Source organism: Pseudomonas sp. WSY_20, assembly GCF_043104335.1.
Taxonomy (GTDB): domain Bacteria; phylum Pseudomonadota; class Gammaproteobacteria; order Pseudomonadales; family Pseudomonadaceae; genus Aquipseudomonas; species Aquipseudomonas parafulva_B.
This window is the reverse complement of record NZ_JBICKP010000008.1, coordinates 49269-65697: the sequence shown is the minus strand read 5'-3', so window position 1 is coordinate 65697 and position 16429 is coordinate 49269. Positions and strand designations below refer to the sequence as shown.

10 protein-coding genes and 1 other RNA gene are annotated in these 16429 nt (G+C 63.6%); 7 read left to right on the top strand and 4 right to left on the bottom strand.

Annotated elements, in window-relative coordinates; all coding sequences use genetic code 11:
• Nucleotides 1-55: 55 nt before the first annotated feature.
• Together xdhB and xdhA are read right to left on the bottom strand one after the other, a co-directional pair.
• Nucleotides 56-2452, bottom strand: coding sequence for a xanthine dehydrogenase molybdopterin binding subunit (gene xdhB / locus ACF8E5_RS00790; RefSeq protein ID WP_392474762.1), 2397 nt, complete (start codon nt 2450-2452; stop codon nt 56-58).
• A complete protein-coding gene (xdhA, locus tag ACF8E5_RS00785; protein WP_392474761.1) occupies nt 2445-3899 on the bottom strand; it encodes a xanthine dehydrogenase small subunit in 1455 nt (484 codons plus the stop codon). The genes xdhB and xdhA overlap by 8 nt, the downstream gene beginning before the upstream one ends.
• Nucleotides 3900-4167: 268 nt before the next feature.
• Between xdhA and ACF8E5_RS00780 the strand changes: the two genes are divergently transcribed.
• From ACF8E5_RS00780 to ffs, 5 genes are all read left to right on the top strand, one after another.
• Nucleotides 4168-4827, top strand: coding sequence for a GntR family transcriptional regulator (locus ACF8E5_RS00780; RefSeq protein ID WP_167338465.1), 660 nt, complete (start codon nt 4168-4170; stop codon nt 4825-4827).
• Nucleotides 4828-4830: 3 nt separating this feature from the next.
• Nucleotides 4831-8322, top strand: a complete 3492-nt coding sequence (gene smc / locus ACF8E5_RS00775) for a chromosome segregation protein SMC (RefSeq protein ID WP_392474760.1) — start codon at nt 4831-4833, stop codon at nt 8320-8322.
• A gap of 204 nt (nt 8323-8526) precedes the next feature.
• Nucleotides 8527-9417 carry a cell division protein ZipA gene (zipA, locus tag ACF8E5_RS00770; RefSeq protein ID WP_182140671.1) on the top strand — a complete coding sequence of 297 codons (891 nt, stop codon included), beginning with the start codon at nt 8527-8529 and terminating at the stop codon, nt 9415-9417.
• Between the two features lie 224 nt (nt 9418-9641).
• Nucleotides 9642-11972: an NAD-dependent DNA ligase LigA gene (gene ligA / locus ACF8E5_RS00765; RefSeq protein WP_197844530.1), complete on the top strand. Its 2331-nt coding sequence runs from the start codon at nt 9642-9644 to the stop codon at nt 11970-11972.
• 214 nt (nt 11973-12186) lie between these two features.
• Nucleotides 12187-12283, top strand: an RNA gene (gene ffs / locus ACF8E5_RS00760) — signal recognition particle sRNA small type.
• Nucleotides 12284-12460: 177 nt separating this feature from the next.
• On the opposite strand, the gene ACF8E5_RS00755 is transcribed toward ffs, so the two are convergent.
• Nucleotides 12461-12877: a helix-turn-helix domain-containing protein gene (locus ACF8E5_RS00755; RefSeq protein ID WP_058638560.1), complete on the bottom strand. Its 417-nt coding sequence runs from the start codon at nt 12875-12877 to the stop codon at nt 12461-12463.
• 80 nt (nt 12878-12957) lie between these two features.
• On the opposite strand from ACF8E5_RS00755, the gene ACF8E5_RS00750 reads away from it, so the two are divergent.
• Nucleotides 12958-13437 (top strand): DUF2938 domain-containing protein, encoded by a 480-nt coding sequence (locus tag ACF8E5_RS00750; protein ID WP_392474759.1) that lies wholly within the window; start codon nt 12958-12960, stop codon nt 13435-13437.
• Between the two features lie 3 nt (nt 13438-13440).
• On the opposite strand, the gene ACF8E5_RS00745 is transcribed toward ACF8E5_RS00750, so the two are convergent.
• Entirely contained in the window at nt 13441-14199 is a 759-nt protein-coding gene (locus ACF8E5_RS00745; protein ID WP_392474758.1) for a substrate-binding periplasmic protein, read from the bottom strand.
• A gap of 119 nt (nt 14200-14318) precedes the next feature.
• Here ACF8E5_RS00745 and dnaX point away from each other — a divergent pair, with 119 nt between their 5' ends.
• Nucleotides 14319-16367: a DNA polymerase III subunit gamma/tau gene (gene dnaX / locus ACF8E5_RS00740; protein WP_392474757.1), complete on the top strand. Its 2049-nt coding sequence runs from the start codon at nt 14319-14321 to the stop codon at nt 16365-16367.
• The last annotated feature ends 62 nt before the right edge of the window (nt 16368-16429 follow it).

The window sequence follows — 16429 nt, the reverse complement described above, 5'->3', positions numbered from 1 at the left end:
TGTTCGGGCCTTCTCGCCGACTTGCCGGCAATGGGCCCGAACAGGCAACGCACCTTCAATTGTTCACTGCGTCCAGTTCCTGCACCGCAGGTTGCAGGGTGGCCGCCTTGCGCATCTGCTCACAGCCCCACAACACCCGCTCCGGCGTGGCAGGGGCATCTATGTTCGGTTGCACGCGGTAGTCGGCAAGGCTGGCCACCGCATCCTTGATCGCGCACCAGGCGGCGATCCCGAGCATGAACGGCGGCTCGCCCACGGCCTTGGAATGGAACACCGTGTCCTCCGGGTTCTTGCGGTTCTCCACCAGCTTGACCCGCATGTCCAGCGGCATGTCGGCCACCGCTGGAATCTTGTAGCTGGCCGGGCCGTTGGTCACGAGTTTGCCCTTGGCGTTCCACACCAGCTCCTCGGTGGTGAGCCAGCCCATGCCTTGAATGAACCCTCCCTCGACCTGTCCGATGTCGATGGCCGGGTTCAGCGAGTCGCCCACATCGTGCAGGATGTCGGCGCGCAACATCTTGTATTCGCCGGTCAGGGTGTCGACGATCACTTCCACGCAGGCCGCGCCAAAGGCGTAGTAGTAGAAGGGGCGCCCCCGTGCCTGGCTGCGGTCATAGAAGATCTTTGGCGTGCGGTAGAACCCGGTGCTCGACAGCGACACCTGACCGAAATAAGCCTGCTGCACCAACTGCTCGAAGCTGACGATCTGGTCGCGCACACGCACGTGGCCATTACGGAACTCCACGTCTTCCTCGGTGACCTGGTAGTGCCTGGCAGCGAATTCGGTCAAACGTTTCTTGAGAATCTCGGCTGCATGCTGTGCGGCCTTGCCGTTCAAGTCAGCCCCACTGGAAGCGGCGGTAGGGGAGGTGTTGGGTACCTTGTCGGTGTTGGTGGCGGTGATCTGGATCCGGTCGATATCGACCTGGAAGACCTGGGCCACCACCTGCGCCACCTTGGTGTTCAGGCCCTGGCCCATTTCAGTGCCGCCGTGGTTCAGGTGGATGCTGCCATCGGTGTAGATATGGATCAGCGCCCCTGCCTGGTTGAGGAAGGTGGCGGTGAACGAGATGCCGAACTTGACCGGAGTCAGCGCCAGGCCTTTTTTCAGGATCGGGCTGCTGGCATTGAAGCGGCCGATGGCCGCCCGCCGTTCGGCGTAGTCACTGCTGGCTTCAAGCTCGGCGGTCATCTCCTCGAGCATGTTGTGCTCGACGGTCTGGTAATAATGGGTGACGTTGCGCTCGTCCTTGCCATAGTAGTTGGCCTTGCGCACGGCCAACGGGTCGCGGCCAAGGTGCCTGGCGATGTGGTCCATCACCTGCTCGATGGCGACCATGCCTTGCGGTCCGCCAAAGCCCCGGTAGGCCGTATTCGACGCGGTGTTGGTCTTGCAGCGGTGCCCGTGGACGGTGGCATCGCCCAGGTAGTAGGCGTTGTCGGAGTGGAACATGGCGCGGTCGACGATCGAGCCGGACAGGTCCGGGGAGTAGCCACAGTTGCCGGCCAGCTGCAGGTTGATGCCGTGCAGGCGACCCTGGTTGTCGAAGCCCACGTCGTACTCGACGTAGAAGGGGTGTCGCTTGCCGGTCATGGTCATGTCCTCGACCCGCGGCAGGCGCATCTTCGTCGGTTGCCCGGTCAGGCGGGCGATGACGGCGCACAGGCATGCCGGGCTCGCGGCCTGGGTTTCCTTGCCGCCAAATCCGCCGCCCATGCGGCGCATGTCCAGCACCACCTTGTTCATGGGCACATCGAGCACTTCGGCCACCAGTTTCTGCACCTCGGTGGGGTTCTGGGTGGAGCAGTACACGATCATGCCGCCGTCTTCGGTGGGCATCACCGAGGAAATCTGGGTCTCTAGGTAGAAGTGTTCCTGGCCGCCGATGTGCAGGGTGCCTTGCAGGCGATGCGGGGCGCTGGCCAGGGCTGCAGCGCTGTCGCCGCGCTGATGGGTGTGGCTGTCGAGCACGAAGTGCCGCTTGCGCAGCGCCTCGACCACATCGAGCACCGGTTCGAGGTCCTCGTATTCGATGACGGCGGCCATGGCGGCGCGGCGTGCGGTGTCCAGGTCACGTGCGGCCACGGCCAGGACCGGCTGACCGAAGAACTCGACCTTGTCGATGGCCAGCAAGGGATCGCCTGCCACCACCGGGCCGATGTCCTTGAGCCCGGGAATGTCCTGATGGGTGATCGCGATGCGCACCCCTTCGAAGGCGTAGCAGGGCGTGGTGTCGATGCGCAGGATGCGCGCATGGGCACGGTCTGCGGTACGTGCGTAGACGTGCAGCTGGTTGGGGAATTCCAGTCGGTCGTCGATGTACAACGCTTCGCCGGACACGTGCTTGTCGGCGCTATCGTGCTTGACGCTGCGCCCGACCCCGGTGGTCAGGTCCTGGCGGAACAGGTCGGCCATTTCGGCCTGGCTTTTGGGCACATGATGGTTAGACATAAGCGGTCACCCGGGTTTCGATGTGCGGCGTTTGCAGTTCGATAAAGTACTTGCGCAGCAGGTTCTGCGCGGTCAGCAGGCGGTATTGCTGGCTGGCGCGGAAGTCGCTGAGCGGGGTGAAGTCTTCGGCCAGGGCCTGGCAGGCGCGCTCCACGCTGGCCTTGTTCCAGGGTTGGCCCAGCAACGCCGCCTCGCAGGCACGGGCGCGCTTGGGGATGGCCGCCATGCCGCCGAAGGCGATGCGTGCGCCGCTGACCACCCCGTGCTCGATGCTCAGGTTGAACGCTGCGCACACCGCCGAAATATCATCGTCCAGGCGCTTGGAAACCTTGTAGGCGCGGAACGTCCAGTCGTGCCGGGCCAGGGGTACCAGGATCTTCTCGATGAACTCGCTGTCCTGCCGGGCGGTGATGCGGTAGTCGATGAAATAGGCTTCCAGCGGCATCGTGCGCTGGCGCTCGCCCTGGCGCAGGACCACCTGGGCGTCCAGCGCGATCAACAAGGGCGGTGAGTCGCCGATGGGCGAAGCGTTGCCGATGTTGCCGCCCAGGGTGCCCTGGTTGCGGATCTGCAGCGAAGCGAAGCGATGCAGCAGCGCCCCGAAGTCCGGGTATTGGGCGTTCAACGCCTGGTAGCAGTCAGTGAGCGGGGTAGCGGCACCGATTTCAAGATGGGTGGCGGTCTGCTCGATCCGCTTGAGCTCGGCTACATGCCCCACGTAGATCATCACTGGCAGGGTCTTGTGCATTTGCGTGACTTCCAGCGCCAGGTCGGTACCGCCTGCCAGCAACCGGGCTTCGGGGTGCGAACTATAAAGCTCGGCCAGGTCGGCGACGGTCAGCGGGACCAGGCAACGCTTGTCGCCACTGTTCAGCTCGCCGGTCTGCGACGGTGCAATGGCCTTGAGGCGGGCGATGGTCTGCGCTTGCTGGGCATCGAACTGGTCGCGGCAGGGTTGCCGGCAGCTCTGCTGGGCGGCGTCAAGAATGGGTCGGTAACCCGTGCAGCGGCACAGGTTGCCGGCCAGTGCTTCCTGGGCCTGGTGCACGTCGGCACCTTGACTGTTCTTTTGCAGGGCGAACAGCGACATCACAAAGCCTGGCGTACAGAAACCGCATTGCGACCCATGGCAGTCCGCCATGGCTTGTTGCACGCTGTGCAGCTGGCCTTGGTGCTTGAGGCCTTCGACGCTGATCAGTTGCTTGCCGTGCAGGCTGGACACGAACGTCAGGCATGAGTTGAGGCTGCGATAGCGCAAGGCATCGTCGCCGGCGGCGTCCTGGGTCAGTTCACCGATCACCACGGTGCAGGCACCACAGTCACCGCTGGCGCAGCCCTCTTTGGTGCCGGGTTTGCCCAACTGCTCGCGCAGGTATTGCAGCACGGTCATGTTCGGGTCCAGGACGTGCTCGCTGCGCAGCTCCTGGTTGACGAGAAACTGGATCACGGGGATGGCCTCGCAATGGTTTTATTGTTGTTGGGCCGACTCTAAGCAACACCTGTCGCGCGGGTCAATGTTTTTCTGACTCAAAGGTCAGGAAATCGTCCGGCGGCCGGCCCACCCTGGTTGATGATGCTTACACCAAGCATAGATCGCGCCGGCCCGGCAGCTGTCCGGGTGGTCAAATAAACCCCGATAGCCCGCTGCGCTTCCCGGGGGCAAGTAGGCTACAATCCGCCCCCTTGTGTCCCGTTCAGTGATTTGAAGGAAAACCATGACGTTCAAGGCCCCGGACAGCCTCGCCGAGCAGATTGCCGATTACCTGGCCGAGCGCATCATCCGCGGCGAACTGGCGCCTGCAGAGCGTATCCAGGAACAGAAGGTGACCCAGGCGCTCAACGTCAGCCGGGGTTCGGTGCGCGAAGCGCTGCTGATCCTTGAACGTCGCCACCTGGTGGCGATATTGCCGCGCCGGGGCGCCCACGTCACCGAACTGGACGAGCGCAGCGTGCGCAGCCTGTGCACGCTCATGAGCGAGTTCTACATCCTGCTGGGCAACGCGGTTGCACAACGCTGGCGCAGCGAAGACGAACTGCGCCCGTTTCTGGACATTCAGCAGCGTCTTCATGTGGCGCATGCCGCACGCGACATCGAGGCGTTCGTGGCCGAGAGCTTCGAGGTGATGCGTGCTGCCTACCCCTTCGCCGACAACCCGTTCCTGCAGGAAACCGTCGAGAACCTGCAGCCCGCCATGAGCCGCGCCTATTACCTGTCCCTGGACCAGCGCCAGGCGAACATGGTCGATTACCTGGGCCTGTTCGGTCACTTGCTCGAGGCGGTGGTGCTGCGCGACTTGCCGCGCATTCGTGAAGTACTTACCGCCTATGGCCAGCGCAGTTGCGAACTGGTACTGGCGGCGCTGGCTCGGCCCTGACTGATGCGCCTCAAATGCATCCGCCTGGCGGGGTTCAAGTCCTTCGTCGACCCCACCACCGTCAACTTCCCAAGCAACATGGCGGCGGTCGTAGGCCCCAATGGCTGTGGCAAGTCCAACATCATCGACGCCGTACGCTGGGTGATGGGCGAAAGTTCGGCAAAGAACCTGCGCGGCGAGTCGATGACCGACGTCATCTTCAACGGCTCCAGCGGCCGCAAACCGGTCAGCCAGGCCAGCATCGAACTGGTGTTCGACAACAGCGAGACTACCCTTGTGGGCGAGTATGCCGCCTACGCCGAGATCTCGATTCGGCGCAAGGTCACCCGCGACAGTCAGAACAGCTATTACCTCAACGGCACCAAGTGCAGGCGTCGGGACATCACCGATATCTTCCTGGGCACAGGCCTTGGGCCTCGCAGCTACTCGATCATCGAACAGGGCATGATCTCCAAGCTGATCGAAGCCAAGCCTGAGGAACTGCGCAATTTCATCGAGGAAGCGGCGGGTATCTCCAAGTACAAGGAACGTCGCCGCGAAACTGAAAACCGCATCCGCCGAACCCAGGAGAACCTGGCACGCCTGACCGACCTGCGCGAGGAGCTGGAACGCCAGCTCGAACGCCTGCACCGCCAGGCCCAGGCGGCCGAGAAATACCGTGAATACAAGGCGCAGGAACGCCAGCTCAAGGCGCGCCTGGCGGCGTTGCGCTGGCGCGAGCTGGACGAACGGGTTCGTCAGCGTCAGTCGGTGATCGGTAACCAGGATGTGTCCTTCGAGGCGCTGGTGGCCGAGCAGCGCAATGCCGATGCCAGCATCGAGCGGCTGCGTGACGGTCATCATGAGCTGTCCGAGCGCTTCAACCAGGTGCAGGCCCGGTTCTACTCGGTGGCCGGCGACATCGCCCGGGTCGAGCAAAGCATCCAGCACGGCCAGCAACGTTTGCGCCAGTTGCAGGACGATTTCAAGGAAGCCGAACGCACGCGCCAGGAAACCGAATCGCACCTGGGGCATGACCGTACGCTGCTGGCAACGTTGGGCGAAGAACTGGCCATGCTCGAGCCCGAGCAGGCGCTGACCCTGGCGGCTGCCGAAGAAAGCGCTGCCGTGCTGGAAGAGGCCGAATCAGGCATGCACGGTTGGCAGGAGCAGTGGGACACCTTCAACAGTCGCTCGGCTGAACCGCGTCGTCAGGCCGAAGTGCAGCAGGCGCGCTTGCAGCAGTTGGAAAGCGGCTTGGAGCGCCTGGCCGAGCGTCAGCGCAAACTCACCGACGAACAGGTGCAGTTGGGCGAAGACCCGCAAGACGCGGCCATGCTGGAGCAGGTTGAGCAGTTGGCCAGCAGCGAGTTGTCGCTCGAAGCACTGCAGCTGGAGGAAGAGGAGGTTATCGAGCGCCTGGAAACGGTGCGCCAGGCGCTGCAGGAGGCCGGGCTGGCTCAGCAACAGGCCCAGGGTGATGTGCAACGCCTGGGCGGGCGCCTGGCATCGCTGGAAGCCCTGCAGCAGGCAGCCCTGGACCCAGGTGCTGGTGTGGGCCAATGGTTGCAGGGGCAGGGGTTGGCAGACTGCCCTCGCCTGGCACAAGCGTTGCGCGTTGAGCCCGGGTGGGAGCTTGCGGTGGAAACCGTGTTGGGCGCCGACTTGCAAGCCGTGCTGGTGGACGACTTCGCACCGTTGGATCTGGCGGGCTTGCAGCAGGGCGATGTGAGCCTGCTGCTCGCGGCTTGCGCCAGCCAGGCGGTGCCTTCCGGCAGCCTGCTGGACAAGGTACAAGGCCCCGTCGACCTCGCGCCATGGCTGGGCCAGGTCAGGCCCGTGGAAGACCTGGCCGAGGCCTTGGCCTTGCGTGCTGCGTTGGGCGAAGGGCAGAGCCTGGTCAGCCGCGATGGCTACTGGGTCGCCCGCCACAGCCTTCGTGTGCGCCGCGGTGGCAGCGGTGAAGGCGGGGTGCTGGCGCGCGGTCAGGAGATCGAGCGGCTCGAGCACAGTCAGCGTGAGCAGCACATCGCCCTGCAGCAGCTTGACCAGCAGCTGCACACCCTACGTGAACAGCAGCAGCACCTGGAAGCGCAGCGCGAGCAGGTACGCCGTCGCGCCCAGGAAGAAAGCCGCCTGCAAGCCGAACTCAAGGCCAGCTTGTCAGCCAACCGTGCCCGTGCCGAACAGGTCGCGCTGCGCCGCCGCCGTTTGGACGAAGAGCTGGCTGAGCTCGACGAGCAGCGCGCCCTCGAGCATGAGCAACTGGGCGAAGCCCGTTTGCTGTTGCAGGATGCCCTCGAACTCATGGCCCAGGACACCGATCGGCGCGAAGTGCTGCTGGCCCAGCGCGACCGGCTGCGTGAGGGCCTGGACCGCATTCGTCAGGAAGCCAGGCAGCACAAGGACCATGCCCACCAGCTGGCCGTGCGCCTGGGGTCGCTGCGCGCCCAGCATGACTCCACGCGTCAGGCCCTGGAACGCCTGGAACTGCAAGCGGCCCGTCTGAGCGAGCGACAGGAGCAGCTGAGTCTGAACCTGGAGGAAGGGGAGGCGCCGTTGGAGGAGCTGCGGCTCAAGCTCGAAGAGTTGCTGGAACGGCGCATGGGTGTCGACGAAGAAATGCGCCAGGCACGCCTGCAAATGGACGAGGCCGACCGCGAACTGCGCGATGCCGAAAAGCGCCGCACCCAGGCCGAGCAGCAGGCTCAGTTGCTGCGTGGTCAACTCGAACAACTGCGCCTGGAGTGTCAGGGCCTGGAAGTGCGGCGTACTACATTGCAGGAGCAGTTGCTCGCCGACGGTTACGACTTGCAGGGCGTTCTCGCCACGGTCGAGCCCGACGCTACCGAGGCCGGCACCGAGCAGGCCTTGGAGCAACTCGATGCCCGTATCCAGCGGCTGGGCGCGATCAACCTGGCCGCCATCGAGGAGTACGAACAGCAGTCCGAGCGCAAGCGCTACCTCGATGCCCAGGATGCTGACCTGGTCGAAGCGCTGGACACGCTTGAAAATGTCATTCGCAAGATCGACAAGGAAACCCGCCACCGCTTCAAAGATACCTTTGATCAGATAAATGCCGGATTGCAGGCACTTTTCCCAAAAGTTTTCGGTGGCGGCAGCGCTTATCTGGAACTGACGGGCGAAGATCTACTCGATACAGGGGTGACGATCATGGCGCGACCACCGGGCAAGAAGAACAGCACCATTCATCTGCTGTCCGGTGGCGAAAAAGCACTGACCGCCTTGGCGTTGGTGTTTGCCATCTTCAAGTTGAACCCCGCACCGTTCTGCATGCTCGATGAAGTCGACGCACCGTTGGACGATGCCAACGTTGGGCGGTATGCCCGGCTGGTAAAGGAAATGAGTGAGAGCGTGCAGTTCATTTACATCACGCACAACAAGATCGCCATGGAAATGGCCGACCAGCTGATGGGGGTCACCATGCACGAGCCGGGCTGTTCGCGCCTGGTGGCCGTGGATGTGGAGGCGGCCATGGCGATGGTCGATGCGTGAAACCTGTGGTCGAACGGCACAATCTTCATTGAAATGCCCCTGTCATGTGAGACAGACGGTGTAAAGTTGTCTTTGGTCGTGCTAGCTTTATGTCACTCGTTTTCTGCGTGGGTAAAACGCCTGTCAGAACATAGGCTTGGCGCCACGTGTTAAAGGCCTTTGAAGCCTTTGTTTTCAGCATATTTATTAGAGGCACGGGATTACATGGAAATCGGTCTGCGCGAGTGGCTGATCCTTATCGGCATCATTGTCATTGCCGGCATTCTTTTCGATGGCTGGCGCCGTATGCGCGGCGGCAAGGGTAAGTTGAAATTCCGTCTGGACCGCAGTTATGCCAATGCGGCGGACGATGAAGGCGGTGGTGCCGAAGTGCTCGGCCCACCCCGCGTGCTCGACACCCACAGGGAGCCTGAGCTGGACGAAAGTGATCTTCCGTCGCTCAGTGCCTCGGACCGGGACCGTGAGCGCGAACCCAAACCTACCAAGGTCAGCAAGTGGCCAAAACGCCCGGCGGCTGCAGAAGCGCCGCGCGTTGACGCAGGCTTCAGCGCGCCCTCCCGTGAAGCGGATATTGTGATCGACGACGAGGACGACTTCGCGGCGGACAAAGGGCGTAGCCCATCCCCTGCAGCGGCCAACAACAGCGTCAAGGAGCTGCCGCCGGCCGAGGAAGTGCTGGTGATCAGCGTTATTTCCCGTGACGAGGGTGGGTTCAAGGGCCCGGCGTTGCTGCAGAACATTCTGGAAAGTGGCCTGCGGTTCGGCGAGATGGACATCTTCCACCGTCACGAGAGCATGGCCGGTCACGGCGAAGTGCTGTTCTCCATGGCCAATGCCGTCAAGCCTGGCATCTTCGACCTGGATGACATCGACCATTTCAGCACGCGTGCGGTGAGCTTCTTCCTCGGCCTGCCCGGCCCGCGCCATCCGAAGCAGGCCTTCGACGTCATGGTGGCGGCAGCGCGCAAGCTGGCCCATGAGCTCAACGGTGAACTCAAGGATGACCAGCGCAGCGTTTTAACGGCGCAGACCATCGAACACTACCGCCAGCGCATCGTGGAATTCGAGCGCCGTGCCCTGACCCAGAAGCGCTGATAAATCCAGACGAAGAGCAGCCTCGGGGCGTGCTGGTCGGTTCAGGCCTCTTGCTCATCGACTCGGCTTTCGGCAAGCGAGCCCGCTTCACGGTTTCACCGCAGCCTTTGAAGGCTGTGGCGAACCTGTGGAGCGGGCTCGCTGCCTAAGGCACAAGGCGATGACGAGACCTGGCTCTCCAGAGGCTGCCAGGCTGCTCTTTCGTTTTGCAAGAGAAGCTCAAAATGACCGCTGAAACCCGCATTCACGAACTGCGTGCCGAACTCGACCAGCACAACTACCGCTACTATGTGCTGGACGAACCCAGCGTGCCCGACGCCGAGTACGACCGGCTGTTCAACGAACTCAAGGCGCTGGAGGCCGAGCATCCCCACCTGGTCACGCCCGACTCGCCCACCCAGCGGGTAGGTGGGGCGGCCCTTGCCGCATTCAGCCAGGTTCGTCATGAGATTCCCATGCTCAGCCTGGGTAATGCCTTCGAAGAGGCTGACCTGCGTGAGTTCGGTCGCCGTGTGACGGAAGGGCTGGACCAGCCAGGCGCGGTGGATTTCAGCTGCGAGCCCAAGCTCGATGGCCTGGCGGTCAGCCTGCTCTACCGTGACGGTCACCTGGTGCAGGGTGCCACGCGAGGCGACGGCACCACGGGTGAAGACATCAGCGCCAACGTGCGTACCGTGCGCAACATTCCCTTGAAGCTGCACGGGCAAGGCTGGCCTGCGGTGCTGGAAGTGCGCGGCGAGGTGTTCATGAGCAAGGCCGGCTTCGACCGGCTCAATGCGTCCCAGGCCGACCTCGGCGGCAAGACCTTCGCCAACCCGCGCAATGCCGCGGCAGGCAGCCTGCGTCAGCTGGACTCCAAGATCACTGCCAGTCGCCCGCTGGAATTCTGCTGCTACGGTGTCGGCCAGGTGTCCGCACCTGTGGCCGACAGCCATATCGCCACGCTGGAGCAGCTCAAGACATGGGGGTTGCCGATCAGTCGCGAGCTCAAGCACGCGGCCGGCATCGAGCAATGTCTGGACTATTACCGCGACATCGGCGAGCGGCGTAACAGCCTGCCTTACGAGATCGATGGCGTGGTGTTCAAGGTCAACAGCCTGGCCGCACAGCGGGAGCTGGGTTTCCGTGCCCGGGAGCCGCGCTGGGCCATCGCCCATAAATTCCCGGCGATGGAGGAGCTCACCGAGGTGCTGGACGTGGAGTTCCAGGTGGGGCGTACGGGCGCGGTCACCCCAGTCGCCCGCCTGAAGCCGGTCAAGGTCGCCGGTGTGACGGTGTCCAATGCCACCTTGCACAACATGGACGAGATCGCCCGCCTGGGCTTGCGCATTGGCGATACGGTCATCATCCGCCGCGCAGGCGACGTGATCCCGCAGGTGATGCAGGTGGTGCTGGAGCGTCGGCCGGAAGGGGCGCGTGAAGTGCGGGTGCCCAGCCAGTGCCCGGTGTGCGGCTCGCATGTGGAGCGCACCCAGCTGGTCAAGCGCAGCAAGGGCAGGGAAGTGACCAGCGAGGGGGCCGTGTACCGCTGTGTCGGTCGCCTGGCCTGTGGGGCGCAGCTCAAGCAGGCGATCATCCACTACGTGTCGCGCCGGGCCATGGACATCGACGGGCTGGGTGAGAAAAGCGTGGAGCAGTTGGTGGACGAGGGCCTGATTGCCTCACCCGCCGACCTTTACACGCTCACGTTTGACCAAATCGTCGGCCTCGAAGGTTTTGCCGAAGTGTCCAGCCGCAAGCTGCTCGATGCCATCGCCGCCAGCAAGCAGCCGACCCTTGCCCGCTTCATCTATGCCCTGGGCATTCCCGATGTCGGTGAAGAAACCGCCAAGGTGCTGGCCCGCTCACTGGGCAGCCTGTCGCGCGTGCAACAGGCATTGCCGCAGGTGCTCACTTATCTGCCGGACATTGGCCTGGAAGTGGCCCATGAGATCCACAACTTCTTTGAAGACGAACACAACCAGAAGGTCATCCGCCAGCTGCTGGACAGCGGCATGCAGTTGCAGGACGAAGGCGAACTGGCCGCGGAGTTCGCCGCCAGTACCACCCTGGCTGACATGCTCGCCAAGCTCGACATCCCCTCGGTAGGGCCTACCGGCGCGCAAAAGCTGGTGGCGCGCCTGGACGGCCTGGACAAGATCATCGCCGCCGACGGCATTGACCTGCGCCAGGCGCTCAATACGCGCCAGGCAGAGGCTGTACGCGCGTTCTTCAGGGATGAAGCCAACCAGCGTCTTGCCCATGCCATCGAGGCGCAGCTGCTGGCCTTCGGCATGCACTGGCGCAGCGAGAAGAAGGTGGCCGAGGGGCTGCCTCTGGCGGGCCAAACATGGGTGCTGACCGGCTCCCTGGAACGCATGAGCCGCGACATCGCCAAGGAAAAGCTCGAAGGCCTGGGGGCGAAAGTGGCGGGGTCCGTTTCTGGCAAGACCCACTGCGTGGTGGCAGGGCCGGGTGCCGGGTCGAAGCTGGCCAAGGCCAGCGAGCTGGGCGTGAAGGTGCTCGATGAAGAGGCGTTCGTGGCGTTTCTTGCCCAGCAGGGCATCGAGGTCTGATAACCCTGGAGCCGTGTTGGCCCGGTGCGTGATTGTCGGCACTTGGCCATCTTGGCGTGCGGGGGTGGCTGGCGAGGTGTTTGACCGCGTGGCGCGCGCTAGCCAGACAAGTCATTGAGAAATGATGACTTTTTCTGCTGCAGAGGTTGTATCTGGGCTCAGGACCGGTACAATGGCGCCACTCGCTGTTCAGCGAGACATGTAGTGGTGGCCCTGTCGGTCCTCCCGCATTGATTACCCGTTAACCTGGTCAGGCCCGGAAGGGAGCAGCCATAGCGGGAACATCGAGTGCCGGGGTGTGGCTGGCGGGGCCGCCTCCATTTCAGGCCTTGAATTCTAAAAGGCCAAGCGCTTGGTCACTCAGACTGCACACGAAAATCTGTCGGCCTTTGCCACAATGCGCCAAGGCGTTTCGGTTTTTGTTGTAAGCGCAGCCCGGTCACGCCCCTGAGGCAATTGGCTATGGCGCTGCGCACACTACCGCGTTTCTACCCGGCCTTCACAGAGCGGCTCGATACTTTCATGCGTGCTGACCTCGCTGAGGCCACTGCCATCAACCGACGAAATCTCGGGCAAGCCAGATGATCGTCGGCAGGGCACTCAGCCGCGTGGCGCAAGCCTTTGCTCATGGCCTGCAACGTCTTGATCCGGCTGTCGAGCTCATCGGCCTTCGCCAGCAGCTGCGCCCGGTCGACCTTCATGTCCACCAGCAGGGTGCTGATTTCGTCCAGCGAAAAACCGGCGGACTGGCCCAGCGCTATCAATGCGAGCCTTTGCGCCACGTCAGCCGAAAACTGCCGGCGTTGGCCGGGCTCGCCACGCGCCGTGAGCAGTCCCTTCTTCTGGTAATAACGCAGCGTCGAAGACGGCACGCCCGTGCGTCTCGCCACATCTGCAATGTCCATGTACAAGCCCTTGACTTGAAGTTGACTTCAACTTGCATGCTGACCGGCGTATCCGACAACGTCAAATCAGAGGGAGCGTCATGGTCATCAGCGAACAGTGGATTGCAGCAATAGGCATCGGCGTCGGGGCCACACTGGTCATGGACGGCTGGTCGGCGGTCTCCCGGCGCCTGGGCGTTAGCACGCTCGATTACGCCTTGGTGGGTCGCTGGGCGGGGCATGCACTGCGAGGGCGCTGGCGCCACCAGGCAATCCGTCAGGCCCCGCCCATCAAGCATGAGCGGATCTTGGGCTGGACGCTGCACTACGTCATTGGCGTGGCGTTCGCGATGCTGCTGGTCATCACGGCGGGCACTCCCTGGCTGAGCGCCCCGACCCTGTGGCCGGCATTGGCTGTGGGCGCAGGTACGGTACTGGCGCCGCTGTGCCTGATGCAGCCTGCCATGGGCATGGGTTTTTTTGCTTCACGCACGCCCAGCCCCTGGCGCGCGCGGTTCAAGAGCCTGGTGAACCACCTGGTATTCGGTATCGGGATGTACGTGACGGCCTTGGCGCTGTAGGTGTCAGGTGCCCGTCCCGGCGGGTTGGGGCTCTTCGGTGCTGCCGTAGCGTTGCAGCAAGCGCTCCATCTCCCCGCTCTGCTTGAGGTGCACCAATGCGCGCAGAAGCGCTTGGGCGGGGATGTCAGGGTCGTTGCGTACCAGGCAGCCCAGGTCCTGTTCGTCCAGCACCGCCAGTGGCTGCAGTTGCGCATGGCGCTGGTGATTGAACCACCGCAGTGACAGTTGGTTGCTGACGGCATACCGATACCGTCCCGCTTGCAGCTTCTGCAGGGCCAACTCCTGGCTGCGGCTATCCTCCCGGTAAAGGCGGTGTGCCGCCAGCAGGGGTTCAAGCGTGGTGTAGGTGTAGCCCAGGACGGTGCCGATGGGCTGGGGTGACAACCGTTGCGGCGAAATCGGGCCGCCTTCGCCTATGCGGCCTACCAGCACATCGCGCTGGTGAATCAGCGGCACGCTCCAGATGAAGTCCTTCGGCCGCGCCATCAGCCACTGATCGCTGACATAGCAACGTACATCGATATCACCCTGGTTCATCGCCTCCTCGAGGCGCATTCGAGCCATTACATGATATTCGGCGCGTACACCGGCTTGCTCGGCGGCCGCCTGCATCACATCGAACAACAGGCCCTCGACCGGCTGGCCGTTCTCGATGCGAATCAGCGGCATGCTCCAGCTCTCGGCCACCGAAAAACGCAGTACCGGCTGTTCAGCCAGGCTGTGAGCCGACCAGAAAAGAAGCAAAGTCAGCAGGGTCCGCACCGCAGGTCCTCCATGATCCGCTGTCCATCGTCGCGCCCGGCCAGTCAGGCAGTGCAATTTTGCCCCCGCTCCGCTAGCATTAGCGCTCTTCCGCTCGATCAGGCTACGATGGTTTTTCGATGAGTTATCAGGTTCTTGCACGTAAATGGCGTCCGCGCTCGTTTCGCGAAATGGTCGGCCAGGCCCATGTGCTCAAGGCCTTGATCAACGCGCTGGACAACCAGCGCCTGCACCATGCCTACCTGTTCACCGGCACGCGCGGCGTAGGCAAGACTACCATCGCGCGCATCATCGCCAAATGCCTGAACTGCGAAACCGGTATCACCTCCACGCCCTGCGGTACCTGCTCGGTCTGCCGGGAAATCGATGAAGGGCGTTTCGTCGACCTGATCGAGATCGACGCCGCCAGCCGTACCAAGGTCGAGGATACCCGCGAGCTGCTGGACAATGTCCAGTACGCGCCGAGCCGTGGTCGCTTCAAGGTCTACCTGATCGACGAAGTGCACATGCTCTCGACCCATTCGTTCAACGCGTTGCTCAAGACGCTGGAAGAACCACCGCCCTACGTCAAGTTCATCCTCGCCACCACCGACCCGCAGAAACTGCCGGCTACCATTCTTTCGCGCTGCCTTCAGTTCTCCTTGAAGAACATGAGCCCGGAGCGTGTGGTCGAGCACCTGAGCCACGTGCTCGAGGCCGAGAACGTGCCGTTCGAAGCCGATGCGCTGTGGTTGCTCGGCCGTGCGGCCGACGGCTCGATGCGCGATGCCATGAGCCTGACCGACCAGGCCATTGCCTTCGGTGAAGGCAAGGTGCTGGCTGCCGATGTGCGCGCCATGCTCGGCAGCCTGGACCACGGCCAGGTGTACGGGGTGCTGCAGGCATTGCTCGAAGGGGATGCACGCGCACTGCTCGAAGCCGTGCGCAACCTGGCCGAGCAGGGCCCGGACTGGGCCGGGGTGCTGGCCGAAATGCTCAACGTGCTGCACCGCGTGGCCATCGCCCAGGCCTTGCCCGAGGCGGTGGACAACGGCCAGGGTGACCGGGAGCGCGTGCTGGCCCTGGCTGCTGCCTTGCCGGCCGAAGACGTACAGTTCTATTACCAGATGGGCCTGATAGGGCGGCGTGACCTGCCCTTGGCGCCCGACCCGCGTGGTGGCTTCGAAATGGTACTGCTGCGCATGCTGGCGTTCCGCCCGGCCGATGCGGACGGGGCCCCGAGGCCGGTGCTAAAGCCAGTGGGGATCAGCCAGGCCACAGCTGATTCCGTCGAGCCGGTGGCGCCCCCGGCAGCGGTTGCCCAACCGGTAAGCGAACCGGTTGCGTCGGCGCCGTCAGCGCCCGTGATCGAGGTGCCTGCACCAGCAACGGCCGACCATGAACCCGAAGCTGAGCGTGACCGCGAACTCGAGGCGGAAATCTCCGCCATCTCGGTGCCTGAGCCCATTGCGCCGGTTGTCGATCTGCCATGGGAAGAGCCTACCGCACCGGCCGTGCCGGAGCCCCAGCCGGCCCCAGCACCCGTTGCTGCAAAACCTGCGCCTGCCCAACAGGCGCCAGCCCACGATGACGTACCCCCGTTCGATCCAGGTGCGTACGCGTCGGTGGGCATGGACCGCGACGATGAGCCGCCGCTCGACGAAGACTACTATGCTGGCGAAAGCGATCCGGTGGGCTTCAGCTACCTCGATGAGCTGGCCGAGCACGTCCAGGAACAACCCCAGGCCGCCGCCGAGCCGCTGCCCGCTGCCAAGCCGGCGACCGGGCTAGCCTTGCAGTGGCTGGAATTGTTCCCGCAGTTGCCTGTCTCTGGTATGACAGGCAACATCGCGGCCAACTGCACGTTGATCGCCGCCGACGGTGATGACTGGCTCCTGCACCTGGACCCGGGGCAAGGCGCGTTGTTCAACGCCACCCAGCAAAGGCGCCTGAACGAGGCGCTCAACCAGCACCTGGGGCGTACGTTGAACCTGCGCATCGAGCTGATTCGGCCCGAACAGGAAACGCCAGCCCAGGCCGCGGCCCGCAAGCGCCTTGAACGCCAGCATGAAGCCGAGGCGTCAATCGAGCACGACCCGCTGATCCAGCAGATGATCAAGCTGTTTGGCGCCAAGGTGCGGCACGATACTATTGAGCCTGTAGAGGCCCTGGCCAGTCAGGGCCAGTAACGGATAACCATGCGGCCAGCCTAGTGCCAGGCCGCATCACATGACCCAATCGAGGTATTCCC